The organism is Acidimicrobiales bacterium (assembly GCA_033344915.1).
In the GTDB taxonomy this organism is placed as follows: domain Bacteria; phylum Actinomycetota; class Acidimicrobiia; order Acidimicrobiales; family Aldehydirespiratoraceae; genus JAJRXC01.
Genome location: JAWPML010000001.1, coordinates 3,647,809 through 3,673,235, shown reverse-complemented (window position 1 = coordinate 3,673,235; position 25,427 = coordinate 3,647,809). Strand labels below are relative to the sequence as shown.

The window sequence follows — 25,427 nt, the reverse complement described above, 5'->3', positions numbered from 1 at the left end:
CGACATGCCCGATCAGCCCGAGCCGTTCGTGCGGTCCAGGCGTTCGACGGTTTCGCGGAGGTAGGTCATCTCGTGGCGCAGCGTCGCGCTCTCCGCCACCGACGGCTCGATCCGGCGGGCCAGCGAGGTGACGGTCTCGAGTCGGTCGCGCAGCTCGACGATCTCCGCCTGGGACTGGCGATGTTCGGCGAGCAGCGCCTCGTGCTCGGCCCGCAACTCGCGCACCTCGGTCGGCGACGCGGCCGGAGGTGCGGCCGCCACGGGTCGAACGGTCGCCGCGGCCTGTGCGGCCACCATCGAGGCCTTCAGGACGACGAGAATCACGCCGCCGAGCAGCGCGACGGCGCCGGCCCGGGCCAGGTCGTCATCCACGAACGCGAGCCCGACTGCGGCGACGACACCAGCAGCCGCGCCGATCTGGAGGACCGCGCGAACATTTCGGGTCCGCATGCGGTCGATGTGGGAAGTCATGGGGTCTCGTGCCCTCGGGCGATCGACGTACCGGGCTCGGCGGGAATCTAGCGCAGGAGCGTCAGGGCGGCCCAGCCCCGCGGAGCCGGGCGATGCAGGCGCGTTCGAGCCGCTCGACGGCCGCGTAGAGCTTCACGTCGGTCGGGTTGCGGGCTCGGAGATCGGCGGCCAGGTCCGGGGTGAGTTCGAGCCGCTTCTCGATGTGGACACCGGTCACGTTCGACCGTCCGGCGAGCTCGGTGCTGACCTCCATCCCGGCGAACAACAGGGGCAGAAGCGCGTCGAGGTTCTCGGTCCGTCCGACGAGCCAGAGCTGACTGAGCTCGTAGAGGAGATCGTCGAGACGGAAGCGGAGCCGCTCGAACCCGAAACACCCCGTGAGCTTCGCCGTCATCTGGTTCGGCGGGAGGGTGTCGAGAAACTCCTCGAATCCGATCACGGCCTTGCCCCGCTGCGCCCACATGGTCATGTTGAAGTTGTAGAGCGACACCAGCCGGGCGGCGGGCTCGCGCAGGATCACGACCTCCCGCAACGGCCGGCCGGGAAAGAACTGCGCCATGGGTCGCTCGACGGGATGACCGCTGATCGCTCGCAGCTCGGCCCGCTCCGCGTCGGACATCGCGGCGAGGTCGTCGATCGTCAGTGGCTCGGGGCGGTCCCATTTGCCGAGGTGCAGATAGTCGACCTCGTGCGTCAACTCGGACGCCAGGTGGTCGCGGATCGACTGCCCCCCGGTCTTGGGGACGTGATACACGAACCAGATCGGTTTCACGCCGCCACCGCCGTCCAGTGGAGCCGCCGGAACAGCTGGACCTCCTCGCGATGGTCGAACCGGTTGAAGAAGTCCTCCGCCCGGTCGCTCACATAGCCGAGGTCGACGGGCTGCTCGAGCTCCGATTTTCGCCGGCTCCGGACGTTGACCCGCCGGCTCACCGCCGCCTCCAGATCCGCGGGCGGACGGAGGCCGAGGGCATCGAAGAGCTCGCCGGCACCATCGACCGTCGTGATCTCGTCGAGTTTCGCGTCGACCCACCGCACGGCCGGGGTGACCGCCCGCAACGCGGCCGTCCGCATCTCGAAGTCCACCAGGGCGCTGAAGATGAGATCGAACTGGTCGGTGATCTCCTCGGGTTCGGCGCGAAACGCCGCGAACGGCGCGGTCGGCACGCCGAACCAGTCGATCCACGGCCGCGAACGGATGCCGCAGAAGTCGAGCTCGAAGTAGCTCCGGGCGACCTCCAGAGGATCACGACGGAGGACGACCACCGAGATGAGGTCGTGGGGAAAGTCGTCGAACACCACGTCGGCGAAGGTCTTCACGAACATGTGCGACGTGTCGACGTAGGCCCGGCCGGGCAGCATCGTGTCCAGCTCGCCCCGGATGATGTCCGTCTTCACCCGCCGGTCCGCGTAGGAAAGGCGGGGGTCCTCGTAGAGGGTTCGGCGCCACCAGGGACCCGTCATCGTCGGTTCGCGTTCGTGGCCGCCGTCCGCAGTGGGCGACGAGCCGAGCAGCTCCGCAAGATACTCGGACCCCGACCGACCGGCGTTGGCGGAGAAGATGAGGCGCTGGGCTCCCCCGGCGGGCGGCCGGGCGCCGACGGGGAAGGTGGTCTCTCGTGCCGGCCGGGTGACGACCTCGCCACCGTCGTCGATCGCATCGAGGAACGGCGCGACGCTCACCAACCGCGAGACCCGGGCACGGCCGTGCTCCTCGAGCAGCCGCTCCACGAGCCGACGCGCCACCGCAATGTTGTAGCGGTCGTAGTCGGCCAGGTCCGGGTCGACCCACACCCGGTCGTCGCCGATGTGGAAGGTCGCGTGGAGATCGCCGAAGGTGCGATACCGCGACGCACACAACTGGAGCTGCCACAGCAGCGTCCGCCCGACCCAGCGCACCCCGAGTGCCGCATCGCCGGGATCCATCCGCGCCACGAGCGCAGATGACATCACGAAACAGTCGTGACCGGGATGGACGGTGCCCTCGGTCGCCGCCAACCGTGCGAGTGAGCTGCCGCCGAACGCCGGCTGCACGGTCCGGCGAGTGATCGAGAAGGCGTCGTAGCCGTCCCCGGTGATGCTCTGGACCAGGTCGTAGAACAGCGGCTGCACGGCGATGTCGACATTGGTGAGTACGGCGACGTCGTAGTCGTCGGGATCACCGAATCCGGCCAGCACATCGGGCAGCAGCGGCAGCCGGCGGGGACGCACGAACTCGCCGAGGTCGAGGATCGAACGGTCGAGGATGGGCATGTCGGTGAGCCAGGGCGCGTCGACGGGTTCGTCGGGGAAGTGCACGGCCCGCACGTCCACATCGAGGCTCGGATCAGCACACCGCACGGCCCGCTCGACCGAGCGGAGGGTCATCTCCTGAGCGGCCACGAGATCGGCGGGAGCCGACGGCCCGACCGTGGGAATGACGTGGCGAACTCGCACCCGCGCACCCTAACGCAGGCGATGAAAAAGGGAGCTCCCCCCGGGTCAGCCGCGGCGCGACGTAGCGCGGGCCTCCCGAACGACGTTCATCCTCCGAGTCGGCCGATCCAGTCCAGGACGTGTTGCGCCGCGGCGTCACGCTCGACGTCCATCATCACGTTGTGGCCCGAGCCGGCCATCACGCGATGCTCGGCGTCGTAGGCGGCCGCGAGCCGGCGCTGACCCGCCAGGGGGAAGATCGTGTCGAGCCCACCCGAGACGACGAGCACCGGCGATGTCACGCGGCCGGGCCGCGGCCAGCGGAAGGTCATGCTGAGGGTGGCCGGCACCGATTCGTTCTGGAGCCGCTCGGCCGTGCCCGCCACCGTCTCCTCCGGCGCGGCGGCGGAATAGAAGGACTCGCGCACCAGCTCCTCCGTTTCGACCATCGGCCACAGGCTGAGGGTGCCGAAGACCCGTGCCACCCGGCCCGGCGCCCGCAACGACAGCCGACCGACGAACGGGCCGACGCCGAACCGCGGAACGGAGGCGAGCAGTACGACACCAGCGAGGCGACGGGTCTCGGCGACCCGTTGGCTGATCAACCCGCCCATCGAGTGGCCGAGCAGGATCGCGTCCGGGCCGGCCGCGTCGACTGCCTCGCCGACCGCACGGACGTAGCTCCCCATCGAGTGCCACAGACGTCGCTGGTCGCCCGGTCGATCATGGGCCGGGAGGGTCACCGTGACGACGTCATGGCCCTCGGCTCGGAACCGCGCGGCCCATGCGTCCCAGCACCACGGTCCGTGCCAGGCGCCGTGGACGAGGACGATGGGACGGGCCATCACTCGCGCCAGAGCAGCAGGCCCTGACCGTCGAGCATCGCCGAGCCGGGCATCACCCGAAGGCGGTACGGCTCGAGTCGCCAGCCGGAGAACGCGGGCGACGACGGACCGTCGGCCCACGGCGGGATGATCGCAGGGTCGTAGCCGACCGGTTCGGGACCATCGGCGAAGCGGGCCCACAAGGTCTCACGCTCGCGGTCGTCGATCCACGAGACCCGGCAGTCGGCCGTGCACGTGTCCTGCGCCGGCTCCCAGTAGGTGAGCGACACGTGCGGGTCGGCGTCGATGCCACGGACCTTGATCGGTGTCGGCGCGGTGGCGATCCAGCCGGTGAGCTGCTCACCGTCCCACTCCCAGATCGGATGGAGGATGCGGGTCCGCACGCCGCCGGCCGGATCGACGGTGGCGACCGTGCACCACACGATCCGGTGGGCCATCTCGACGAAGGCGGGCGCGGTGTCGGTGAGTTCGTCCATCCCGCGAGCATCCCACGGCGTGCCAGCGGATCGCAGGCCTCAGGAACGGCTGACCGCGTCCACGTAGACCCACCGTCCGGCCTCCCGGGCGAACCGGGACCGCTCGGCGACGACCCCGGGCCCGTCGCCGCCGACGTAGGACGCGCGGAACTCGACGACGCCCGTCGTGTCCAGCTGCCGGCCCCCCGCGGTGTCCACGATCTCGAGCGCCGTCCACCGACGGTCCGGATCGAGCCGAATCGTCGTCGGCTGCCGGTGCGTCGCCCAGGTTGCGGCGAGGTGCGCCGCGTCGCCACGGGCGAAGGCCGTGAAGCGGGACCGCATCAGCTGCTCGGCGGTGGCGGCCGGCGACCCGGCGAGGATCGGTCCACAACAGTCGTCGAACGACGCGCCCCCGCAGGGGCAGGGCTCGGACATGGCCGGGACGGTACCCGGCCGCGGGCCGTCGCGGCTCAGGCGGCCGCGCCCGCGACCATGTGGTTCAGCCGACCGTGCTCGCCGAACAGGGCGGTGCGCCACTCCTCGAGGAGTTCGTCGGTCTCGTGGTCGTCCGGGTGGAAATCGGGCCGGTTGTAGTCCCGCAGTCGCCGCCACACGTCGCGGGTGAACAACGGGTTCTCCCGGAGACGGCGGATGCTCGTGCGCAGTCGGCCCCGCCGGTAGGTCTCGCGGTCGCGCAGCACCGAGAAGATCGTCTGGGTGCCGATCCCGAAGATGAACTGGAACGTGATCATGTTCATCACGACCCGGCGCATGCGCTCGGTGCCGCCGACGGCCTTGTACACGTCGAAGGCGACGGCCTTGTGCTCGCACTCCTCGAGCGCGTGCCAGAGGAAGACGTCCTGCATCTCCGGCGCGCCGAGGGCACGACGGGTGACCTCCTCGCGCATGAGGACCTCGGCGAGCGTCGCGGTGTAGTGCTCCAGAGCGGCGGTCGTGGCGAGGTTGGCCTTGGGCGACGACACCCGCTCGCGGAATCCCAGCCCCCAGCGAACGAAGCGTTCGATGCGCTTCGCCGGGTAGCCGAGCTCATCGAGACGCTCGTTGAGCATGCGGTGTTCGCGACCGTGGACCGCCTCCTGGCCGATGAAGCCCGCGACCTGGCGCTTCAGCTCCGGATCGGTGATCTCGTCGCGGAAGTGGCGCACCGAGCGCACGAAGTAGTCCTCGCCGTCGGGGAACACCGAGGAGAGCACGGCGACGAGATGGCTGCCGATCAGATCGCCGTCCTCCGCGAAGTGCTTCGGCAGGCTCTGCACCGTCTCCTCGAAGGAGATGCGGCGCGTGACGATGGTCCGACTGGGGGATTCCGTGGAGGGCATTCCTTCAAAGTAGCGGAATTGAGAATATTGGTCAATCCCTCAAGTCTGTTACACTCGTCACGTGGTTGCCGCCGAGACTCCGACCGAACTCACCGAGAAGGGCGCCCAGACCCGCGCCGAGATCCTGCGCATCGCCGTGGACCGGTTCGGCCGTGACGGCTTCCGGGCGACCTCGGTGGCCGACATCGCCCGTGATGCCGACGTGAGCGGCACGCTCGCCTACGCCTACTTCGACAACAAGAAGGCCCTGTTCCTCGCTGCGCTCGACGCCGATGTCGCCGACCTCATCCACTGCGGCGTCTCGTCGGTTCTCGAAACGCCCGGCGATGACGCCTGGCGGACCACGCTGATCCTCACGCTCCTCGAAGCGCTCGACCACCACCCCCTCGCCCACCGGATCCTCGCCGGGAAGGAACCCGACGTGGCCGACCGGGTCGTCGATCTCCCCGCGATGGAGGACCTCCGCCTCGCCGTCGTCGCCCGCATCCGCGCCGATCAGGAGGCCGGACTGATCCGCGCCGACATCGACCCCGAACCGATCGGCGGCGGCATCGTCAACATCTTCGTCTCGATGCTGCTCGCCGCCGTGCAGTTCGGCACGGACGAGATCCTGCACCGCGGCGTCGACGTGCTCAGCGTCGTCGCGGCCGCCATCGATCCGGTCGACTGATCGAGGCCGCCGACCTCAGGTCGTCAGGGCGAGATAGAGACGCTCGAGGAAGGCGGCCATCTGGGCGCGGGTCACCGGGTCCTTCGGCGAGTACGTCGTCGGTGACGTGCCCTCCGTGATCGCCAGGTCCACGAGGCAGCCGATGTCGCGGTAGGCGAACGACCAGCGCACCACGTCGGGGAACCCCGGCGCCGATCCGCACTCGTCGCCGGTGATGATCCGGTAGAGCCGGGCGATGAACGCAGCCATCTCCTCGCGGGTCACGTACTGATCCGGCGAGAACGTGCTTGGCCCCGTCCCCTCGGTGACCCCGAGCGAGTAGATGCAGCCGACCGCCTTGCCGATGTCGGAGGTGAGCGACACGTCGTCGAACGGATGCGCACCCACACACGGCTGGCCGGTGACCGTCTTGTAGAAGCGGCTCAGGAAGAGCGCCATGTGCCCGCGGATCACCGTGGCGTCCGGGGAGTAGGTGGTGGGCGAGGTCCCGGTGGTCACGCCGAGCTGGTAGATGCAGCCGACGGAATCGAACGCAAACGAGTCGAACGGCACATCGAGCAGCGGATGCATCTGCGTCTCGGTGCAATCGACACCGATCTGCTCGGGGCCGAGGATCAGCGCCCAGTCCACATCGAACGTCGTCTGGGCCACCGCGCTTTCGCCGGCCGGATTGACCGCCCGCACCCGCACGGCGTAGGTGGCCATGCGGCGGAGATCCTCCAGTTCGACGGGATCACCCAGGTCGGCAGGGTCGACGGTGAAGGTGTTCCACAGCGGCCCGGTGCGACTCTCGATCCAGTCGATGTACATCGACACCCGGGTGTACACGTCGGCGATGTCCGGGCCCTGGGCACACCCGGCCGTGCTGTTGAACGAGACGAGGCCGGCGAGCGTGACGACACCCTCGTGGTTCACGACGAGCGGGCCGCCGCTGTCGCCCTGGCAGAACGCGGTGGGCGCCGCGGAGGCGCACAGGTAGACGTCATCGCGCCAGTCGCCGAAGTCCGACCAGAACGCACAGTCGTCGTCGATCTCGACCTCGGCGCCGCGCAGCTCCTCGACCGTCGAGCCCGCCGTCCGCGTCGCGCCCCAGCCGGTCACGTAGGCCGGCGATCCGTCCGGTGGGCCGGTGCCCACGTCCCACAGCGGGATCGTGTCGGCGAGTTGCTCGTTGACCGGCTCCTCGAGGCGCACCAGGGCGATGTCGTTCTCGTAGGAGTTCCGGTTGTAGTCGGGGTGCCGGAAGATCGCGTCGCTGAACCGCACGTGGTCGTCGTCGCCGGACCCGACGGTCCAGTCGGTCGCGCCGTAGACGACGGACAGATAGTCGACGTCGCGGTAGTAGGTGCCGGTCGGCTGGTACTCGGTGCAGTGGGCGGCCGTCAGCATCCACGCCGGATCGATCAGGACGCCGCCGCACTCGAACTGCAGCCGGTCGTTGTCGACGCCGAACGTCTTGGTCGTGTAGCGGTGATCGCCGATGGCGACGGCGTCACCGTTCACGATCGCCGGCAGGAGGGGCCCGTGCGTCGACTGGGCCGACAGGGGATCGACGAAGTCCGCCGCGGTCTCGAGTTCGCGGTACTCCACGACATATTCCTCGATCGAGTCGTCGTTCGTGTCGCCGGTGAACGTCAGGAAGCCCTCGGCGATCTCGACATCGCCGGGTATCGCCGGCAGGCCCTCGGGCGTGACCCAGTCACTGAAGTCGGAGATCGGACCCTGCCCGGCGGCGTTGGTCGCCCGGACCCGGAAGCGGTAGCGCGTCCAGTTGTCGAGCCCGCTCACGGTGCACATCGGATCGATCGACTGACACGACGCGCCGCCCGGGCTGGCCGTGACGGTGTAGGTCGCGACGGGCGGTCCGCCGTTGGGCGTGGGTGGGTCCCAGAACACCATCGCCTCGCCGTCACCGGCGACCGCCTCGACCCCGGAGGGCGCCCCGGGGACGAGCGTCGCCGGATCGACCACATAGTCGAGTGTCACGGTCTCGAGGCCGCCGGGATGGTCGAGCTCCAGCGCGACGGGCCCGGGCGAGGGTCGAGCCGGAACCAACACCCGGAGGTCGTCGCCGTCCATCGCCCCCCAGAGGGACATACCGTCCACCCGCGCCGCGGTGACCTCGGCCAGATTCCGGCCGAACAGCGTGATGACGTGCGCGTCGTCGGTCGTGAACAGGGGCGCCGGGGCGACCCCGTCGACCTCGACCGCCGGCGGGGGCTCGGCGGCGGACGCCGCCGCGGCGAGGCCGGTGGTGCCCACGGCGAGAGCCACGACCAGCGCCGTCAGTCTCCTTCGCACGCCCGGTCTCCCATCGCCACGCAGAGTGGACATGGTCACACAGTCCGTGTCGGAGCCGCAAGGGCCGCGCGGCCCTGATCCGGCCGGATCCTGCGGCTCACGCGCGCCGGCGGCGGGCGGGACGACGGGCCCGTTGGGGCGGCTTCAGCGGCGCGGAGGGGTCCCAGCGCAGGGCGAGGACATGGCGCGGTTGCGACATGCCCTTGAGCTGCACCAACCCCCGATCCTCCAGCAGTTCGGTCGGGGTGCCGTCCGCCACCGGCTCGGTGATCAGGATCTCGTCGGGCGCGGCGATCTCGAGCAGGCGGGCGGCGACGTTGACGACCTGCCCGAGCACGTCGTCGCGATCATGAACGGCGTCGCCCTGGTGGATCCCGATGCGCACCGGGGGCAGGTCCGACCCCTCGTCTCGTTGTGCTTTCGACCGCTCCTGGATGGCGGTCGCGCACGCGATCGCCGGCGCGGATTCCGAGAAGCGCACGAAAAAGCCGTCGCCCTGCGTACCGACCTCCCGCCCGCCGTGCTCGGAGGTGACCCGGCGGACGAGCCGCCGATGATCGGCGACGAGCTCGGCCCAGGCGTCGTCGCCGATCCGCTCGTTCACCGATGTCGACCCGGAGAGATCGGTGAACATCGCCACCACATGACGCACGCCGGGCGTGTGGATCGCCCGATGACGACGCCGCCGGCGGCCCGGGATCAGCCGGCCGACCACCAGCGCGAGGTGCATCGCCAGCACCGTGCCCCACAGCAGCCAGAACCAGACAGGCCAGAAGCTGAGCGTCAGGGCATCGCCGGGCGTCGCGGCGTAGTCCTTCAGGTCGTCGGCCGTGCCGTCCGTCAGCAGCACCCAGATCAGCGAGATCGTGGAGCACACCGAGAGATAGATGAGGGCGTGGGACACCCAGCGGCCGAGCACCTCCGAAAGTGTAGGGGAGACGACCAGACGGCGACGATTGTCCACATTTCCCCCTTCGGCCTGTGGATGAACGAGGTTTCCGCTGGGGAGAACTCCCCAGGGTGTGGATATCGCGCTTGACGACCGCCGTCCGTGGGATCCACACTGGCTCTCCGCCGAGGTGACGGACGACACACCTCGGCAACCAGACTCCCTGGATGGGACACGCTGCGAATCGACGCCGGGTCCCATCCAGGTAATGACGCCACTGACGACGCCCGGTTCCCAGCCGACCGGGCGTCGTCGCGTCCAGCCGCTACCGTCGCCGCAATGCGCGTCCTGGACATCTGGCGATTCCCCATCAAGTCGATCGGTGGCGAGCAGCTGCAGGAGGCGACCATCGGCGACTTCGGCATCACCCACGACCGGGGCTGGGGGCTCGTCGACGACGCCACCGGCAACGTCCTCACGGCGCGGCGCGAACCACAGCTGCTGATGGCGAACGCCCGGATCGAGGACGGTGAGCCGGTCGTCAGCACCGAGGCGGGCGACGAGCTCCGCACCAGCGCCGAGCTCTCCGACTGGCTCGGTCGCCCGGTCACGCTCGCGTGTGCCGCCGGGCAGGACGGTGGCACCTACGAGGTTCCCCTGGACTTCGAGAACGACGAGGACTGGGTGAGCTGGCAGGGCCCGGGTGACGCGTGGCACGACAGCACCGTCAGCCGGGTCTCGCTGGTGTCCACATCGACCCTGGGGGCCTGGGACCGGCGACGGTTCCGCACCAACGTCATCCTCGACGGCGACGGCGAGGACGAGCTCGTCGGCCGGGAGGTCGATCTCGGCGAGGTGCGGCTCGGCGTGATGAAACAGATCGATCGCTGCGTCATCGTCACGCGCCCCCAGCCGGGGCTCGGCCGCGATCTCGACGTCCTGCGTGCCATCAACAACGAGCGGGAGACGAGGCTCGCGGTCGGTGCCCTCGTGGTGCGGGGCGGCACCGTGCGGGTCGGCGACGAGCTGCGGCCCGCGTGAGCCGCGTCCTCGCCCTCGGTCTCGCGTTCGCCATGGCCCTGGCCGGCTGCGGCGACGACGGCCGGGCCGCGACACCGGAACAGAACGAAGCCATCGCCCGACTGATCGACGCCGAGTTGAGCGATGCCGAGCATCGCTGCGTGCTCGAGGGCCTGATCGGGACGGGCATCGCGCCGAGCGCGATCCTCGACGACGAGATCACGGCGGAGGAGGACACCGAGCTCATCGGCGTCACCGTCGGATGCATCGACGACCTCACCCGCATCCCGGCGTTCGTCGAGGCCTTCATCGTCGCGGCCGCGTCGGAGGGGACCGTCATGACCCAGGCGGAGGCGATCTGTGCGCTCGAACATCTCGAAGCGGACGATGCGGCCGGAGCGGTGGCCGAGTGTCTCGCCAACGAATCGGCCGCAGCCGACGACGTGTTCACCTACGGCGACGACGAGGTGTTCGACCTCCTGTGGGACTCGTGCGCGTCGGGCAACAACCTCGTGTGCGACGAGCTCGCGGCGACCGCGCCGGCCGGTAGCGGCTACGAGGAGTTCGGCCGGACGTGCGCGCAGCGCCTGCCCGAAGGCGCCGTCAACTGTTTCGACGAGTTGGGCTGAGGATCAGCCGTCGGTCGACGCCGGCGGCCGCCAGAAGGTGGCGAGGAACAACACCGTGCCGCCGATCGCAACGGCGGCGGTGAGCGGCAGGGCCGTGCTCGGTTCGAAGACGAAGTCCAGCTCGAGCGCGTCGTCGATCGACCACGATCCGGGGCCGAGGCCGCCGAGGGCGATCGACAGCACCGCGATCGTCGCCACATACTCCCAGCCCTGGCCGGGGTTGTTTATGAAGAAACCGTTGTTGCGATGGGCGGTGACCAGCGCGACGAGCACGATCGAAGCGGTGCCGGCGTAGGCGAGCGGCGTGAGCAGCCCGACCACCAACATGGCGCCGAACACCAGCTCGGTGATCGTGACGCTCCACGCCTGCAGCGGGCCGTTCTTCAGGCCGAGGCTCTCGAACCAGTCGGCCATCCCCGGGCCGCTCCGCACGGACTCCACATGGCGGTAACCGTGGGCGAACATCATCCCGCCCATCCACACCCGCGCGATCGCGAGCGCGAGATCAACCCAGTCTGCGTCGTTCATGACGCTCCTCCCTCGAACCGGTGAGCGCGTGCTCGGCTCCCCGTCTGCTGCGGCAGTGTAGGAGACTGCCGCCGTGCCCGTCCGCATCGCCGCCGCTCGTCGCAGCCCCTTCGCCGGCACCGACGGCGCGCTCGGCGGGTGGCACCCGGTCGATCTGGCGGCGACGCTGATGAACGCGACCGTCGCCGACCCCGCGATCATCGACGAGGTCTGGCTCGGTTGCACCGAGCCGGTCGGAGCCCAGGGCGCGGACATGGCCCGGGCCGCGATCCTCACCGCCGGATGGCCGGATCGCATCGGTGGCACCGTCGTCGACCGGGGCGAGACGAGTGGCACGGCCGCCCTTCATGCCGCCTGCGCCGCCCTCGAGGCGGGCGACATCGGCCGCGCGGTGGTCGTCGGCGTGTGCAGCGCGTCGGTCGTCGCGCCGGGCGCCTCGGCGCTCGCCCGCACCTACGGTCGCCCGTGGGGCGACGGTCCGGCGACGCGCGTCGAAGGGGAGGGCGGCCTGCTGCCCGCTCCGGCGGCCGCTGATCGAGCCGCGACCGCGGCCGGCATCGGTCGGACCGAGCAGGACGAGTGGACGACCGGGAGTCACGAGCGGCGGGGACTGCTCGCCCCCGCGACGATCGAGCCGGTCGACGCTCGCCCCGGTGAACGCGCCGCGATCCAGCGGGGCACCCCGATCACCGCTGATGTGCTGCGGGTGCCACCGGAGGATCCGGCGGCGATGCCGCCGAGCTTCGATCCGGCCGGGACGGTCACCGGATTCACCTTCTCCCCACCCGCCGACGGCGTGACCGTGATCGAGCTCACCACCGCCGAGGCCGAGGGCCGACCGCGGATCACCGCCCGCGCTCGATCGGCCGGCCATCCTCTCGACCCGACGGGCGATGCCGCGGCGGCGATCCGCGTCGCGCTCCAGAGCGCCGGGCTCCCGCTCACCGCGATCACCCGCTGGGAGGTCGCCGAACCGACCGCGGCGGCGACCCTTCTCGTCATCGAGCGAGCCGGTCTCGATCCGGAGCGCGTCAACATCGCCGGTGGCGCACTGGCGGTCGGCGACACCGCCGCGGCCGAGGAACTCCGACTCGTCGTCGACGGCGTTGGTCACGCGGGCGCGGGCGACGTGGTCGGGTGCGTCGCCTTCGGCCCGACCGGCGCGGCCGTGACGATCCTGGCTTGCCCGTAGGCTTTCGTCGTGCAGGTGTTCAACGTGATCGTCGCGGTCGCCGTCGGGCTCATCATCTTCCGCGCCGGCCTGGCGATGCTGCGGGGCCTGGCCCGGCCCGTGCCGGAGCCGCCGCCGTCCGGGGAGCTCCGCAAGGTCAAGATCGCCTACCGCTGCAGTCTCTGTGGTGCGGAAGTGCGCATGACCATCGCCCCCCACGAGGACCCCGAACCCCCGCGCCACTGCCTCGAGGACATGGACCTCGTCGCGCCCATCGAATAGGGGTTGTCCACAGGCTGTGTGTAAGTCGGGGGATAATCACATTGATGTAATCCAGTAGGATCATCTCATGTCGCAGAAGCCGAACAAGCGCCGCGTCTCCGGGGGCCGGGTCACACCGAAGGGCACCCGCCCGGAGGGGTACACACCCGAGACGGTCTCCCACACGGGCCACGAGGACCTCCCCCCGAGCCCACTCTGGGTGCCGGTCCTGATGTTCGGCCTGTTGGGCCTCGGCGTCGCCGTGATCCTGCTGAACTATGTGGGCTCGATCTGGGACACGTCGAATCCGATCCTTCTGCTCGGCCTCGGCATGATCCTGGGCGGCATCGTCACCGCCACGCAGTACCGCTGAAGATTCCGCCGGTTGTCCACAGCACTGTGGACAACGCCGTTCACTCCTCGAAGTTCTCCCAGTACCGGCTGGGCATGGGGCCCCGCTGGTGCTTGTACTTCGATCGCAGCGGCCCCGTGCCGTAGGGCACGTCGGCGGCGGTGGTCATCTGCTGGAACGAGATCTGGCCGATCTTCATGTTCGGGTAGAGCGTGATCGGCAGGTTGGCGACATTGCTCAGCTCGAGCGTGAGCTGACCGTCGAACCCCGCGTCGACGAACCCGGCCGTCGAGTGGATGAGCAGGCCGAGGCGGCCCAGGCTGGACTTGCCCTCGAGGCGGGCGACCAGGTCGTCGGGCACCGCGACCCGCTCGAGCGTGCTGCCGAGCACGAACTCGCCGGGATGGAGGATGAAGGCCTCATCCTCGGCGACCTCGACGAGCTGGGTGAGCTCCTCGAGGTTCGACTTCACGTCGATGTGGCTCATCGTGTGGTTGCGAAAGACGCGGAACCAGCGGTCGAGTCGGAGGTCGACCGAGGAGGGCTGGAGGCCCTTCGGGTCGAGTGGGTCGATGACGATGCGGCCGGCGTCGAGCTGCTCGCGGATCGTGCGGTCGGAGAGGATCAACGGTCGTTGGCTTTCAGGGGAGTCGGGACGGCGGCGGGATCGACCTCGACCGGGCCGCTGTGGTCCTCATCGGCGTTCGGGGTGCGGGCGTCGTCGGCGTCGAGCAGTTCGAGTTGGCTGCCGCGGGCGCGGCGGGCGCCGTCCATCCAGTGGGCACGACAGAGCAGGTCGTAGGTGACCTCGCCCGACGCGGGGCCGGAGGTGTCGCCGACGACCTTCAGCTGGCCGGACACGACCTGCTCGCCGTCGACGAAGCGGGCGTTGTGGGTGGCACGGGAGCCGCACCAGCAGCGGGCCTCGACCTGGATCTCGGTGCGCTCGTCCGCGAGCTCGAGCATCCGGGCCGTGCCGGGGAAGAGTTGGCCCTGGAAGCTGGTCAGCAGACCGAAGGCGTAGACGTCGACGGCGAGATCGTCCACGACACGAGCCAGCTGTTCGCACTGACTCGGCGTGTAGAACTGCACCTCGTCGCAGATCACGGCATCCACGCTGCCGAGCCGCGCCATGCGACGCCGGACCATCTCGAAGAGATCGGTGCCGGGATCCGCGATCTCGGCTTCGGCGGAGACACCGAGTCGGCTCGACACCCGCCCTTCGGCCCGATCGAGCTGCGTTGTGAGGATCGTCGTGAGCCCGCGGGCGCGCAGATTGTGATGGATCTGGAGGGCCTGGGTGGACTTCCCCGACCCCATCGTCCCGAAGGTGAATCGCAGCTGCGCCATCGACCGGCGACCCTACACGGGCTGTCCCGATCCGGCATCGGTCGCGGCGACGCCAACGGGACCTAGGTCCCTGGGCCGGCCGCGGCGCGAGCCCGATCATGGTTCCATGACCTCCAGCCTCCCGCCGACCTCCCTCGAGACGATGGACGAGGGTGAGTGCTGGGCGCGCCTGGGGAACCACGTGATCGGCCGGCTCGTCGTCGCCGTGGGCCACCAGCCCGACATCTTCCCGGTCAACTATCGGATCGTCGACGGCGACATCGTGGTCCGAACCGCCGAGGGCACCAAGCTCGCCGCGGCGTTGATGGGCGAGCTGGTCGCGTTCGAGATCGACGATCTGGACGAGCTGAACCATTGCGGCTGGTCGGTCGTGGTCCACGGCGTGGCCCATGAGTCGACCAAGCTCGACGACGTGCTCCACGACGCCCAGGTCGACACCGACCCCTGGGCGTCGGGCGTCAAGCATCGAGTGCTGCGCATCACCCCCGAACGTGTGACCGGGCGCCGTATCCAGGCACCGGCCGGAGAACAGGACGTGTCGTCATGAACGAATCCCAGCCCATCGCCGCCGCCGAACGCCACGGCATCGTCGTCGGGGTCGACGGCGGTGAAGCCTCCGCGGCCGCGCTCGCCTGGGCGGCGGCACGGACCGATCGGTTCGGCCCCGTCCGCCCGGTCCACACGTGGGACTACCCGCTCGCCACCTGGGCACCACTCCCCTTCGGGGCGGCCGCGGCGCCGCCCGTGGAGGAGATGGCGCTCGCCGCACGCGAAGCCGCCGAGAGTTGTGTGGAGGACCTCGCCGACGTTCCCCACGAACCCGTCGACGTCAGACGAGGAGATCCGGGCACGGTCCTCGTCGACGTGGCCCGTGATGCCGAACTCCTGGTGGTCGGCACACGGAGCCGCGGACCGGTCCGGAGCAATGTGATCGGCTCTGTCGGTCGCCATTGCGCCGATCACTCGCCGGTCCCTCTCGTCATCGTCCCTGTCCGCGACGCGCCGGTCCCCTCGGAGACGAGCGAGCGCATCGTGGTCGGGGTCGATGGCTCGGACCACTCGCTCGACGCCCTCCGGTGGGCGTTGACGAACTCGCCCGACGACGCCGAGATCTCCGCGATCACCGCCTGGCAGACGCCGGTCGACGGGCCGATCCTGTACGGCGTGAACCGGTTCGACATCCGCGCGCTCAAGGCCGCCGCGCAGGCCATCGTCAACGAGGCCGCCGACAAGGTGTGCGCCGAGCTCGGGATCGATGAGACCCGCGTCATCCGCCAGATCTCCGAGGGCGACCCCCGATGGGTGCTGCTGAGCCGATCCGAGGTCTCCGATCTCCTGATCGTCGGTCGCCGCGGCCGCACCGGTCTCCCCCACTTCTTCCTCGGCTCGACCACGACGGCGCTCATCCACAAGCCGAAGTGCCCGATCGCGGTCATCCCCGGCTGAGCGACGGGCCACCTCGCCTGCGCGAGACTCCACCCATGTCGATCCGCGTCGCCCTTCTCGACGATCACGAGATCGTCCGTCACGGCGTCGCCGAACTCGTCAACGCGAACGACGACATGGAGGTCGTCGGGCAGGCGTCCACGGCGGAGGAGATCGTGCGGACCGTCGTGGCCCAGGAGGTCGACGTCGCGGTGCTGGACGTGCGCCTGGGCGACGACGCCGGCAACGGCATCAACGCCTGCCGCGAGATCCGCAGCGCCCGGCCCGAATGCCAGTGCCTGATGCTCACGTCCTTCGAGGACGATGAAGCCCTCGTCGACGCGGCGCTCGCCGGCGCCGCCGGATTCGTGCTCAAGCAGGTGCGCGGCAACGATCTCATCGAGTCGATCCGCAAGGTCGCGGCCGGGGCCCAGCTCCTCGACGCCGCCGAGACCCGCATGGCGATGCAGCGCCTCCGCGACACCGAGGCGGGCGCCATCGAGACGCTCACCGACAAGGAGCGACAGGTCTTCGACCACATCGGCCAGGGTCTGTCGAACCGCGAGATCGGCGAACAGATGTACATCGCCGAGAAGACGGTCAAGAACTATGTGTCGAGCGTGCTCGCGAAACTCGGGCTCGTCCGCCGCACCGAGGCCGCGGCGCTGGCCGCCCGGCTCGAGGAACGGCAGCGTCGCAAGTACGACTGACTCGCCGGTGGCGACGTCAGCGAAGTGACCGCTCGATGGCCTCGAGCAACGCGTCGCGGGTCATCGGTCGGGGAACCGTGACGCAGCCGTCCAGTTCCGCCGCGTAGAGGGGCACTCGGGCGGTGGGGATCTCGACGACGATCGGCGTGTCGGGCATCGCGGTCTTGAGTCTCGCGAGGACGTCACGATCGAGCTCGTCCTCGACCTCCAGGCCGAACAGCACCACATCGGCCTCCGCGGTCCGGCCACACCGGTCCCCCCGCGACAGGGGGCAGGGCCGCCGGTCGGCCGGGCCACCACAGGTCGCCACCTCGTAGCCCTCCGACGCGAGGAGGTCGCCGACCGCGAGACCGACGTTGGGATCGTGGTGCTCGACCAGCACGCGAGGTCCGTTGGCGGTGCCGCGCCATGCGCTCGGCTCGGCCGAGATGCGTTCTCGCCACATTGGTCGGCCCCCTTCCGGACGGATCGCCCGCCCAACGACGGGATGCAGGCCACCGTCTCGCAGATCCGCCCCACGGCGAAGGGTCGAAGGTCCCGAGGGGTGCAGACCCGGCGGGCACTACGGTGGCGGGGTGACCGAGTCGCTCGACGGCCTCGACGCCCGCGGCGTGTGGGAGAGCGTGCCCGACGCGATGCTGCTCGTGGACGCCGCGGGCAGGATCCAGCTCGCCAACCTCCAGGCCGAGTTGCTCTTCGGCTACCGCGAGGGGCTCAACGAGATGACGGTGGAGGCGCTGCTCCCCGAGTCGGTCGCCGGGCACCATCGGGAACTGCGTGCCGACTTCCACGCCGCGCCGCGGCGTCGAGCGATGGGATCCGGGCAACGCCTCGAGGCCCGTCACGCCGACGGCAGTCTGTTCCCCGTGCAGATCTCGTTGTCGCCGCTCGGTGACGATCTCGTGATCGCCGCCGTCCGCGACGTGACCGATGCCGTTGCCGCGGAGGAACGCCAGATCGAATCGGCCCGGCGGCGCATCCTCGCCGAGGACCACGAACGCATCGCCAAGGACATGCACGACAACGTCATCCAGGAGCTGTTCGCGCTCGGGATGTCACTGCAGGCATCGGTGGGGGGGATGAGCGATCCCGAACAGGCCGATCGGATGGAGGCCGGGGTCGAGAAGCTCGACGACGTCATCCGCTCGATCCGTCAGCTCATCTTCGGCCTGCGCTCGGACCCCCGCGACCGGGACGACTTCCGCAGCAAGGTCGTGGAGATCGCCACCAGCCTGATCCCGTCGCTCGGCTTCGAGCCCTCCGTGGCCTTCGTCGGCCCGGTCGACCAGGTTCCGGAGTCGCTCCAGGAACACATCCTCGCGGTGGCGCGGGAGAGCCTCACGAACGTCGCCCGCCACGCCGACGCCGACGCCGCCTCCATCGAGGTGAACGCCACCGATGGACACGTCACCGTGGAGGTGAGCGACGACGGCATCGGCATCCCCGCCGTGCCGACGCGCCAAAGCGGCCACACGAACATGGCCGACCGGGCCCGCATGGCGAACGGCCGCTTCTCCGTCGAACGCCACCCCGACGGCGGCACCACCGTCCTCTGGCGCTCCCCCCTCACCCCCTGACCGCCGCCCCCCGAGAGGAATCTCTGGGCCCCCGCACCCGCAATCTCTGGTCACGAAAGGGTCGAACGCACGGCGACGAACGGGGCGAATTCGACACTTTCCTGACCAGAGATTGCGGGTGGGGGGCGCGAAACGGGGGTTCGGCGACACTTTCGTGTCCAGAGATTGCGTGTCGTCGTGGCCGGCGGGGGCGCTACGATCGGCGCCACTGCGGGTGTAGTTCAATGGTAGAACATCAGCTTCCCAAGCTGAGAACGCGAGTTCGATTCTCGTCACCCGCTCCGATTGCCCATGTCAGCGCGGTTGCGCGGCTACCCGTCGAGCGTCGACCGGTGGGCCTGTCCCCGTGGCCGATCGGCGAGCCGGACGGCCTCTTCCGCGATCGTCTGACAGACGAACCGGGTCGCGTCTCGGGCATCGGTGACATCGAGTCGGCACGTGTCGAGCATTGCGGGGACGGCCTGGGATCCCATGGCGAGGGCGAGCGCGTGCCGCACCCGTCGGAAGTCGGAGCTCTCGAGCTGGTCCACGACGGGTTCGAGGGCGACGTCGATGTAGCGCAGGCGCCGGGCGGCGCGGTCGAACTCGGTTCCGATGCCTCGGATACTCCGGTCGAGCATGGCCCGCTCGTAGGCCCGGGCGCCGTCGGGGTCGGAGAACAGGTAGCCGTTGATGGCGTCCTCTGCGGCGAGGACTCTGGCGATGAGGTCGCTTCCGGCGCGCACCATGGCCTCGTCGATGTCGGTCAGAACACGATCGGAGAGGACCTGCCAGACGACATCGGCCGCAGAGTCGAAGTACCGGTACGCGGTGGCCCTGCTCACGTCGGCGGCGGCCGCGATCTCCTCCATCGATGGGTCGGCCATGCCCTTGTCGAGGAGCTGCGATGCCCCGTCGACGAGCGCCTGACGGGTTCGCGCCTTCTGTTTGAGCCGGGCTGCCACTGTGAGAATCCTATCTCATCATGAGATTCGTGTCTTGCGAAGCACCCACTTCATGATACAGTCGTCTCACGAACGACCCCGCTGCGAGGCCGGACCGAGAGGACAATGCCATGACCGTGACCGAGAACCCGACGGGCAAGAAGTACTGGTTCGACGGCTTCTTGATGGAGGTGCTCGTCTCCGCCGCCGACACCGGCGGAACGCTGTCGGTGTGCAAGCAGACCCACCGACTGGGCTACGGAACGCCGGTTCATCTCCACGAGCGTGAGGACCAGACGTTGCACGTGATCGACGGCAAGATCACTGCATGGCTCGACCCGATGGGTGACCGAACCGAGCAGGTTCTCGAGGCCGGTGAGGCCGTCTTCCTCTCCCGGGGCGTGCCCCACGCCTTCCGCGTCGAGGAGGAGGGCACGCGGCTGCTCGAGATCAACACACCCGGCGGATTCGAGGGGTTCCACATTGCCGCTGGTGAGCCGGCCACCCACGACGGCCTACCCGAGCCGTCCCCTCCCGACATCGAGAAGCTGATGCGCCACGGGGCCGACTACGCCTGCGAGGTGCAGGGCCCACCCGTCGGCGCCGGCTGAGTCTCACCGCCCACATCCGGTCGCCGTCCGGCTATTCGGCAGGTCGGTCCACGAGGAGCCGCATCAGGGGTTCGCCGTCGCGGCGCTCGCCGCTCCATCCGAAGCCGGCCGCACGATAGGCACGGCGTGCCGCGGTGTTGTCCGGGTGGGCCGAGACCGCCAGCTCGCGGCAGTGCCCACCCGGTCGACGCACCCACTCGATGACGGCGCGTGCCGCTGCGGTGCCGAGACCACGACCCTGTGAGTCCTGGTCGATCGCGACGTTCCGCAACTCGCAGGTGCGTTCGCCGTGCTCGATGGCCAGGACGCCGACGACCGACCCAGCCTGGTCTCGCACGAGAAGGGGTTCCCACGAGCGGCCGCCGGGGCGAACGTAGGACTTGGCCAGGATGACGAGGGCGACGGGCTGATGATCGGCGACGAAGGCGAGCTGGTCGTCGCGCACCCGTACGTCGAGCGCCTCTCGCCAGTTGCTCGAATCGATCGCCTCGAGTCGCACGTCGTCCACGGAGCCAGTCAACTACGCAGACGCTGCCTCGTCCTCGACTTCGCCAACAACCGCCGCAGCACCAGCCGGCGCTAGCTCGCTCCGCGGGCGCGGACCGGGCCGAGCAACCACGTGACGCGGCGCCACGACACGACGTAGTGGAAGACGACGAGCACGGCGACGACGACGCCGAGCAGCGGTGACGCCGTCCAGAGTCCCCATGTCCCGAGCCCGAGGATCGCCAGCTCGATGGCCAGGCGCACCAACCCATGGACGACGACGGGCGCACGACCGGACCGGCTCGGATCGCCGGGCACGTTGAACACCCCCCACGCCGTGGCGGCGAGAACGGGGGCGATCACCACGGCAACGACACCCACGACGCCATCACCCGCGTCCCACGCCAGCATCGCGATCCCGACGAGCGCGGCGAGCTCGAGCAGGAATCGGAGCGCCAGGTTCCACCCGGCCATCACGAACCGGCGCCGAGTCGGGCGGCGATGCCGCCAAGGACGAGCTCCAGCCCCCGTTCGAACTCCGCGCCGAAGTGATAGCCGGGCTGGGTGACGTGCTCGGCCGTGAACCACGCGAGATTCGGGTAGTCGGCGGCGAACCGGGCCATCAGGTGGTCGGCCAGCTCGACCAGTTCCTCGCCGCCCTGCCCGGGAAGCGACGCCTCCTGGATGGCGAACCCGAAGATGAACGCGTCGAGCACCGCGGCGGCGTGGGCCACGAGCGCCGTATCGAACCCGTTCGCCCGCAGACAACCGATGACGGCGTCGTTGTGGCGAAGGCTCTCCGGCCCCGGGTTCGCCCGCGAGTCGAGCATGGCGGTCGCCCAGGGGTGGCGGCGCAGGGCCTCCCGCGCCGACCGGGCCCGGGTGCCCATCTCGGTGCGCCAGTCGCCGTCGGCGGCCGGCGTGTGAATCTCGGCGAAGACGGCGTCGACCATCCCGTCGAGGATCTCGTCCTTGTTCGCGACATGGTGGTAGATCGACATCGGTTTCACACCGAGGTGGGCGGCGAGCTTTCGCAGCGTGAGCGGATGGACCCCGATCTCGTCGGCGACCTCCACCGCGCCGGCGATCACCACCTCGCGGTTGAGGCGGGGTCGCGGCGCCTTCGCTGGTTGTGTCGCGTTCATCGCGACCTCCATCGCTGCCACCCGAGCGGACGTTCCACTTGACATGACGTACTTAGTACGGTTGGATGCACGAACACAACCATACTAAGTACGAAGTGAAACGCAAGGAACACTCATGTCTGCTACAACCGCCACGACCGCAGCCTCGGCCGCGTCGATCGCCGCCGCGGCATCCACCACCGCCACATCCCCGGAGCGTGAGACCATGCAAGCGATCGTCCAGCACCGGTACGGCGCCGCCGACGTGCTCGAGGTGGCCGAGATCGAGCGTCCGACCATCGACGCCGACGAGGTGCTCGTGCGCGTCAAGGCAGCCGGCGTCGACCGCGGCACCTGGCACCTGATGACCGGGCTCCCCTACCTGGTCCGCCTCGCCGGGTTCGGCATCCGCCGGCCCAAGCAGACGGTGCCCGGGCTCGACCTGGCGGGCACGGTCGTCGGGATCGGCGCCGACGTGACCGGCTTCGCGGAGGGAGACGAGGTCTACGGCATCGGCATGGGCACACTCGCCGAGTACGCCACCGCGAAGGCGAGCAAGCTCGCCCATCGCCCCGAGAGGCTCACCCCGGAGCAGGCTGCGACGATCGCCGTCTCCGGTTCGACCGCCGCCCAGGCGGTGCTCGATGCCGGCGCGGCCAAGCCGGGCCAGCGGGTGCTGATCCTGGGCGCGTCCGGCGGGGTCGGCAGCTTCGCCACCCAGATCGCCCATGCCCACGGGCTCCACGTCACTGGCGTGGCCAGCGCGGCCAAGGCCGACCACGTCCGCGGGCTCGGCGCCGACGTGGCCCTCGACTACGCCACCGACGACTTCACCGCCGAGGAACCGTTCGATCTCATCATCGACACCGGCGGACGCAACCCGCTGCGTCGGCTCCGCAAGGCACTCACACCGGAGGGGACGTTGGTCGTCGTCGGCGGTGAGGGCGGCAACAAGCTCACGGGCGGATTCGGCCGGTCGATCCGGGCCGCCGCCATCTCGCCGTTCGTCTCGCAGCGGCTGGTCATGTTCATGAGCGACGAGGGCGCCGATCGGTGGAAGCCGCTGCGCGACCTGATCGACGCCGGCGAGGTCGAGGCACCCGTGGACCGCACCTACCCACTCGCCGAGGCCGCGACCGCGATCGACGATCTCGCGGCCGGTCGGATCCGGGGCAAGGCCGTCATCATCGTGGCCTGAAACCGCGGGCGCCGACCGTCCGCGCGTCGGGAGTGCGCGCCATCGCGTATCTTCCGTGCATGCCCGGGGCCCGTCAGCGCGAGATCCACGTCGTTCGATGACCGGACGCAACAACGGAGCGGCACCTGCGTCGCCGACCCTGGGCACGCTCGGAACCTTCGGCGGCGTGTTCACGCCGAGCATCCTCACGATCCTCGGCCTCGTCCTGTTCCTGCGCGTCGCCTACGTGGTGGGGTCCGTCGGGCTCACCAAGGGGCTGCTCATCCTCGCCCTCGCCACCTCGGTGTCGGTGCTGACGAGCATCTCGCTGGCCGTCGTCGCGACGAACATGCGGGTCGGCGGGGGCGGCGAGTACTTCCTCATCTCGCGCACGCTCGGCATCGAGTTCGGTGGCGCGGTCGGCATCGTGCTCTATCTCGCCATCTCGGTGTCGATCGCGTTCTACGCGATCGGCTTCGCCGAGGCGGTCATCGCCGCGCTCGGTCACGACAACCAACTTGCGATCCGGCTGATCGCGGCGGGTCTCGTGCTGGTCCTCGGCGCCATCGGCTACGTCGGCGCCGACCTCGCCACGCGACTCCAGTACCTCGTGATGGCGCTCCTCATCATCGCTCTCGTGTCCTTCTTCTTCGGGGCGGCCGGCGACTTCGACACCGATCGTCTCGCCGACAGCTGGGGCGCGCCGGACAGCGGCGTCGGCTTCTGGGAGGCGTTCGCGATCTTCTTCCCGGCCGTCACGGGCTTCAGTCAGGGCGTCGCGATGTCCGGCGACCTGCGCAACCCGAGCCAGTCGATCACACGGGGCACCTTCGCCGCCGTCGGCCTGTCGACCGTGGTCTACCTGGGGGCGATGTTCCTCCTCGCCGGCACGACACCGCTCGCCACGCTGGCAGCCGAGACGTCCACCATCATGGGGGACCTGTCCGTCGCCGGATGGACGATGCTCGTCGGCGTGCTCGCGGCGACGCTCTCGTCCGCGTTGGCCTCCACGCTCGGCGGGCCGCGGGTCCTCCAGCGCCTCGGCGAGGATCGGGTCCTGCCCCGCCTCGAGGTCTTCGCCGTCGGCGCCGGCCCCGCGAGCAACCCCCGGCGCGCCCTCGGCATCAGCCTCGTCATCGCGCTCATCACCGTCGCGGCCGGCGACCTGAACGCGATCGCGCCGCTGATCTCGATGTTCTTCCTCGCGAGCTACGGGATGATCAACTACGCCACCTACTACGAGATGCGGGCCGGGAGCACCTCGTTCCGGCCCCGCTTCCGGTGGGGGGATCATCGGGCGAGCCTCGCGGGCACCCTCGCGTGTGGTGGCGCGATCCTCGCCATCAATCCGACCGCCGGCGTGCTCGCGGGCCTGGTGCTCCTGCTCCTCTACGCCTATCTCGGCCAGCGCGACGTCCCCGACCGTTGGGTCGACAGCTCCGGCGCTCACCACTACACACGGGCTCGCCACCATCTCCAGTCGCTCGCCGAGGAACCGGTCGGATCACGCGACTGGCGGCCCTGCATCCTCGCCTTCGTCCCTCGCGATCCGACGAGCCGACGGCGGATGATGACCATCTCGTCGTGGCTCGAGGGCGGCTCGGGGTTCCTCACCGCGGTGCGCATCCTCGAGGGAACGGGCCCGATCTGGCGGCGTCAGGCCCGCGAGATCGAGGCCGACCTGCGGGCCGAGGTCGGAGAGGTCGTCCCCGGCGCGTTCGCCCGGGTGATCACGGTGCAGGACGACGCCTCCGGGGTGCAGGCGCTCGTCCAGACGCACGGCATCGGAAACCTGAAACCGAACCTGACCGTGTTCGGGGTGCGCGACCTGCGTGGCTCCGAGGCCGATCGCAAGGCCTACGGATCCATGCTGCAACAGAGCCAGCGGTTCGGCGCCAACGTCGCGGTCGTCAACGTCCGCGACGACGCCTGGACGCGCTTCGAGGCAACCGCTCCGGCCGACCGCACGATCGCGTTGTGGTGGAGTGACGACCAGGTCGGCCAGCTCATCACCCTGCTCGGTTGGCTCTGTCAGCGCAGCCCGGATTGGGCCGCCGCCCGGGTGATCGTCCACGTGCCCAGCGGCGACGACGCCCACGAGCCCGAACGGGTCGCCCAACTCCTCGACCAGGCCCGCATCTCCGCCGAGGTCCGCCCCGTCGATCCCACGCCGGCCGCGTTCACCACCGCGCTCGGGGCGGCGACCCTGGCGCTCGCCCCGCTCCGGGTTCGCCACGGCGCGGCGATCGGGCCGTTCGAGACGCCGCTCGGCATGCTCGTCGAGAGCCTGCCGCTGGCGGTGATGATTCTCGCCTCCGAGGAGGTCGAGCTCGACGCCGAGCCGGACGACGCGGATCTCGCCGCCCTCGCCCACGCCGAGGACCAGGCCGAACAGGCCCGCCGGTGGGTCGCCGATCTCGATGCCGAGGCGGCCCGCCTGCTCGTGGAGGCCGAGTCGCTTCGGGTGCAGCTCGACCGCGCCGACGAGGGAACGGACCGAGAAACGATGGAGACCCGCCTCGAAGACATCGACCGCGACGCGGCTGCGGCGTACCGCCGCTACGTCGACGCCCGCGCCCGCTGCGCGACGCTCGAGACGCAGGCGGCCGAGCTCCGCGCCGACCGGGGGAAGACCGACCTGGACCCCGACGTCTGGCAACGCCCCGTCCGGCCGGCCGACTGAATCGCGCGACA

The 25,427-nt window shown here is 70.0% G+C and carries 30 protein-coding genes and 1 tRNA gene; 14 read left to right on the top strand and 17 right to left on the bottom strand.

From position 1 onward, the window contains the following. Nucleotides 1-12: 12 nt before the first annotated feature. The 7 genes from R8F63_17740 to R8F63_17710 form a co-directional block, all read right to left on the bottom strand. On the bottom strand, nucleotides 13-471 hold the full coding sequence (locus R8F63_17740; protein ID MDW3220455.1) for a hypothetical protein: 459 nt from the start codon (nucleotides 469-471) through the stop codon (nucleotides 13-15). Nucleotides 472-532: 61 nt separating this feature from the next. Then, nucleotides 533-1,243, bottom strand: coding sequence for a hypothetical protein (locus R8F63_17735; protein MDW3220454.1), 711 nt, complete (start codon nucleotides 1,241-1,243; stop codon nucleotides 533-535). Continuing rightward, nucleotides 1,240-2,907, bottom strand: coding sequence for a hypothetical protein (locus R8F63_17730; GenBank protein MDW3220453.1), 1,668 nt, complete (start codon nucleotides 2,905-2,907; stop codon nucleotides 1,240-1,242). The genes R8F63_17735 and R8F63_17730 overlap by 4 nt, the downstream gene beginning before the upstream one ends. A gap of 86 nt (nucleotides 2,908-2,993) precedes the next feature. Next, complete coding sequence (locus tag R8F63_17725) at nucleotides 2,994-3,731, bottom strand: alpha/beta hydrolase (protein MDW3220452.1); 738 nt, start codon at nucleotides 3,729-3,731, stop codon at nucleotides 2,994-2,996. Beyond that, nucleotides 3,731-4,207 (bottom strand): pyridoxamine 5'-phosphate oxidase family protein, encoded by a 477-nt coding sequence (locus R8F63_17720; protein ID MDW3220451.1) that lies wholly within the window; start codon nucleotides 4,205-4,207, stop codon nucleotides 3,731-3,733. Before R8F63_17720 ends, R8F63_17725 begins: the two co-directional genes overlap by 1 nt. 39 nt (nucleotides 4,208-4,246) lie before the next feature. Continuing rightward, complete coding sequence (locus tag R8F63_17715; protein ID MDW3220450.1) at nucleotides 4,247-4,624, bottom strand: YchJ family metal-binding protein; 378 nt, start codon at nucleotides 4,622-4,624, stop codon at nucleotides 4,247-4,249. Nucleotides 4,625-4,659: 35 nt separating this feature from the next. Further along, a complete protein-coding gene (locus R8F63_17710) occupies nucleotides 4,660-5,529 on the bottom strand; it encodes a metal-dependent hydrolase (GenBank protein ID MDW3220449.1) in 870 nt (289 codons plus the stop codon). 61 nt (nucleotides 5,530-5,590) lie between these two features. Here R8F63_17710 and R8F63_17705 point away from each other — a divergent pair, with 61 nt between their 5' ends. Beyond that, nucleotides 5,591-6,199: a TetR/AcrR family transcriptional regulator gene (locus R8F63_17705; protein MDW3220448.1), complete on the top strand. Its 609-nt coding sequence runs from the start codon at nucleotides 5,591-5,593 to the stop codon at nucleotides 6,197-6,199. 15 nt (nucleotides 6,200-6,214) lie between these two features. Here R8F63_17705 and R8F63_17700 read toward each other — a convergent pair whose 3' ends face one another. Both R8F63_17700 and R8F63_17695 read right to left on the bottom strand, forming a co-directional pair. Then, nucleotides 6,215-8,473 (bottom strand): trypsin-like serine protease, encoded by a 2,259-nt coding sequence (locus tag R8F63_17700; protein MDW3220447.1) that lies wholly within the window; start codon nucleotides 8,471-8,473, stop codon nucleotides 6,215-6,217. Between the two features lie 124 nt (nucleotides 8,474-8,597). Continuing rightward, on the bottom strand, nucleotides 8,598-9,419 hold the full coding sequence (locus R8F63_17695; GenBank protein MDW3220446.1) for an adenylate/guanylate cyclase domain-containing protein: 822 nt from the start codon (nucleotides 9,417-9,419) through the stop codon (nucleotides 8,598-8,600). A 309-nt stretch (nucleotides 9,420-9,728) separates the two neighbouring features. Here R8F63_17695 and R8F63_17690 point away from each other — a divergent pair, with 309 nt between their 5' ends. Both R8F63_17690 and R8F63_17685 read left to right on the top strand, forming a co-directional pair. Further along, nucleotides 9,729-10,430: an MOSC N-terminal beta barrel domain-containing protein gene (locus R8F63_17690; GenBank protein MDW3220445.1), complete on the top strand. Its 702-nt coding sequence runs from the start codon at nucleotides 9,729-9,731 to the stop codon at nucleotides 10,428-10,430. Continuing rightward, nucleotides 10,427-11,038 carry a hypothetical protein gene (locus tag R8F63_17685; GenBank protein ID MDW3220444.1) on the top strand — a complete coding sequence of 204 codons (612 nt, stop codon included), beginning with the start codon at nucleotides 10,427-10,429 and terminating at the stop codon, nucleotides 11,036-11,038. Before R8F63_17690 ends, R8F63_17685 begins: the two co-directional genes overlap by 4 nt. A 3-nt stretch (nucleotides 11,039-11,041) precedes the next feature. Here the strand turns inward: R8F63_17685 and R8F63_17680 are convergent, their stop codons facing one another. Beyond that, the gene (locus R8F63_17680; GenBank protein MDW3220443.1) at nucleotides 11,042-11,566 is read right to left on the bottom strand and encodes a DoxX family protein; all 525 of its coding nucleotides are present in this window, start codon (nucleotides 11,564-11,566) and stop codon (nucleotides 11,042-11,044) included. A 73-nt stretch (nucleotides 11,567-11,639) separates the two neighbouring features. Between R8F63_17680 and R8F63_17675 the strand changes: the two genes are divergently transcribed. From R8F63_17675 to R8F63_17665, 3 genes are all read left to right on the top strand, one after another. Next, nucleotides 11,640-12,758, top strand: coding sequence for a hypothetical protein (locus tag R8F63_17675; protein MDW3220442.1), 1,119 nt, complete (start codon nucleotides 11,640-11,642; stop codon nucleotides 12,756-12,758). Nucleotides 12,759-12,767: 9 nt separating this feature from the next. Continuing rightward, nucleotides 12,768-13,019, top strand: a complete 252-nt coding sequence (locus tag R8F63_17670) for a hypothetical protein (protein ID MDW3220441.1) — start codon at nucleotides 12,768-12,770, stop codon at nucleotides 13,017-13,019. Nucleotides 13,020-13,086: 67 nt separating this feature from the next. Continuing rightward, nucleotides 13,087-13,371 (top strand): cell division protein CrgA, encoded by a 285-nt coding sequence (locus tag R8F63_17665; GenBank protein MDW3220440.1) that lies wholly within the window; start codon nucleotides 13,087-13,089, stop codon nucleotides 13,369-13,371. Between the two features lie 40 nt (nucleotides 13,372-13,411). Here the strand turns inward: R8F63_17665 and dcd are convergent, their stop codons facing one another. Next, nucleotides 13,412-13,978, bottom strand: a complete 567-nt coding sequence (gene dcd, locus R8F63_17660) for a dCTP deaminase (GenBank protein ID MDW3220439.1) — start codon at nucleotides 13,976-13,978, stop codon at nucleotides 13,412-13,414. Then, nucleotides 13,975-14,700 (bottom strand): thymidine kinase, encoded by a 726-nt coding sequence (locus R8F63_17655; protein ID MDW3220438.1) that lies wholly within the window; start codon nucleotides 14,698-14,700, stop codon nucleotides 13,975-13,977. The genes dcd and R8F63_17655 overlap by 4 nt, the downstream gene beginning before the upstream one ends. A 106-nt stretch (nucleotides 14,701-14,806) precedes the next feature. On the opposite strand from R8F63_17655, the gene R8F63_17650 reads away from it, so the two are divergent. From R8F63_17650 to R8F63_17640, 3 genes are read left to right on the top strand one after another with little or no spacing between them, the layout of a single operon-like run. After that, the gene (locus R8F63_17650) at nucleotides 14,807-15,247 is read left to right on the top strand and encodes a pyridoxamine 5'-phosphate oxidase family protein (GenBank protein MDW3220437.1); all 441 of its coding nucleotides are present in this window, start codon (nucleotides 14,807-14,809) and stop codon (nucleotides 15,245-15,247) included. Continuing rightward, a complete protein-coding gene (locus R8F63_17645; protein ID MDW3220436.1) occupies nucleotides 15,244-16,146 on the top strand; it encodes a universal stress protein in 903 nt (300 codons plus the stop codon). Before R8F63_17650 ends, R8F63_17645 begins: the two co-directional genes overlap by 4 nt. A 35-nt stretch (nucleotides 16,147-16,181) precedes the next feature. Further along, on the top strand, nucleotides 16,182-16,835 hold the full coding sequence (locus tag R8F63_17640) for a response regulator transcription factor (GenBank protein MDW3220435.1): 654 nt from the start codon (nucleotides 16,182-16,184) through the stop codon (nucleotides 16,833-16,835). A gap of 16 nt (nucleotides 16,836-16,851) precedes the next feature. Here R8F63_17640 and R8F63_17635 read toward each other — a convergent pair whose 3' ends face one another. Further along, on the bottom strand, nucleotides 16,852-17,280 hold the full coding sequence (locus tag R8F63_17635; GenBank protein ID MDW3220434.1) for a hypothetical protein: 429 nt from the start codon (nucleotides 17,278-17,280) through the stop codon (nucleotides 16,852-16,854). Between the two features lie 130 nt (nucleotides 17,281-17,410). Here R8F63_17635 and R8F63_17630 point away from each other — a divergent pair, with 130 nt between their 5' ends. Together R8F63_17630 and R8F63_17625 are read left to right on the top strand one after the other, a co-directional pair. After that, nucleotides 17,411-18,412 carry a PAS domain S-box protein gene (locus R8F63_17630; GenBank protein MDW3220433.1) on the top strand — a complete coding sequence of 334 codons (1,002 nt, stop codon included), beginning with the start codon at nucleotides 17,411-17,413 and terminating at the stop codon, nucleotides 18,410-18,412. Between the two features lie 210 nt (nucleotides 18,413-18,622). Continuing rightward, nucleotides 18,623-18,693: transfer RNA gene (locus R8F63_17625), tRNA-Gly, on the top strand. A gap of 30 nt (nucleotides 18,694-18,723) precedes the next feature. Here R8F63_17625 and R8F63_17620 read toward each other — a convergent pair. Beyond that, complete coding sequence (locus tag R8F63_17620; GenBank protein ID MDW3220432.1) at nucleotides 18,724-19,356, bottom strand: TetR family transcriptional regulator; 633 nt, start codon at nucleotides 19,354-19,356, stop codon at nucleotides 18,724-18,726. A 110-nt stretch (nucleotides 19,357-19,466) separates the two neighbouring features. Here R8F63_17620 and R8F63_17615 point away from each other — a divergent pair, with 110 nt between their 5' ends. Continuing rightward, on the top strand, nucleotides 19,467-19,946 hold the full coding sequence (locus R8F63_17615; GenBank protein MDW3220431.1) for a cupin domain-containing protein: 480 nt from the start codon (nucleotides 19,467-19,469) through the stop codon (nucleotides 19,944-19,946). Nucleotides 19,947-19,977: 31 nt separating this feature from the next. Here R8F63_17615 and R8F63_17610 read toward each other — a convergent pair whose 3' ends face one another. The 3 genes from R8F63_17610 to R8F63_17600 form a co-directional block, all read right to left on the bottom strand. Continuing rightward, nucleotides 19,978-20,454: a GNAT family N-acetyltransferase gene (locus R8F63_17610; GenBank protein ID MDW3220430.1), complete on the bottom strand. Its 477-nt coding sequence runs from the start codon at nucleotides 20,452-20,454 to the stop codon at nucleotides 19,978-19,980. Between the two features lie 71 nt (nucleotides 20,455-20,525). Continuing rightward, nucleotides 20,526-20,906, bottom strand: coding sequence for a DUF2568 domain-containing protein (locus R8F63_17605; GenBank protein MDW3220429.1), 381 nt, complete (start codon nucleotides 20,904-20,906; stop codon nucleotides 20,526-20,528). Then, entirely contained in the window at nucleotides 20,906-21,589 is a 684-nt protein-coding gene (locus R8F63_17600) for a TetR/AcrR family transcriptional regulator C-terminal domain-containing protein (protein ID MDW3220428.1), read from the bottom strand. The genes R8F63_17605 and R8F63_17600 overlap by 1 nt, the downstream gene beginning before the upstream one ends. Before the next feature lie 103 nt (nucleotides 21,590-21,692). Here R8F63_17600 and R8F63_17595 point away from each other — a divergent pair, with 103 nt between their 5' ends. Together R8F63_17595 and R8F63_17590 are read left to right on the top strand one after the other, a co-directional pair. Continuing rightward, nucleotides 21,693-22,754 carry an NAD(P)-dependent alcohol dehydrogenase gene (locus tag R8F63_17595; protein ID MDW3220427.1) on the top strand — a complete coding sequence of 354 codons (1,062 nt, stop codon included), beginning with the start codon at nucleotides 21,693-21,695 and terminating at the stop codon, nucleotides 22,752-22,754. 97 nt (nucleotides 22,755-22,851) lie between these two features. Continuing rightward, the gene (locus tag R8F63_17590; GenBank protein ID MDW3220426.1) at nucleotides 22,852-25,416 is read left to right on the top strand and encodes a hypothetical protein; all 2,565 of its coding nucleotides are present in this window, start codon (nucleotides 22,852-22,854) and stop codon (nucleotides 25,414-25,416) included. Nucleotides 25,417-25,427: the final 11 nt, after the last annotated feature.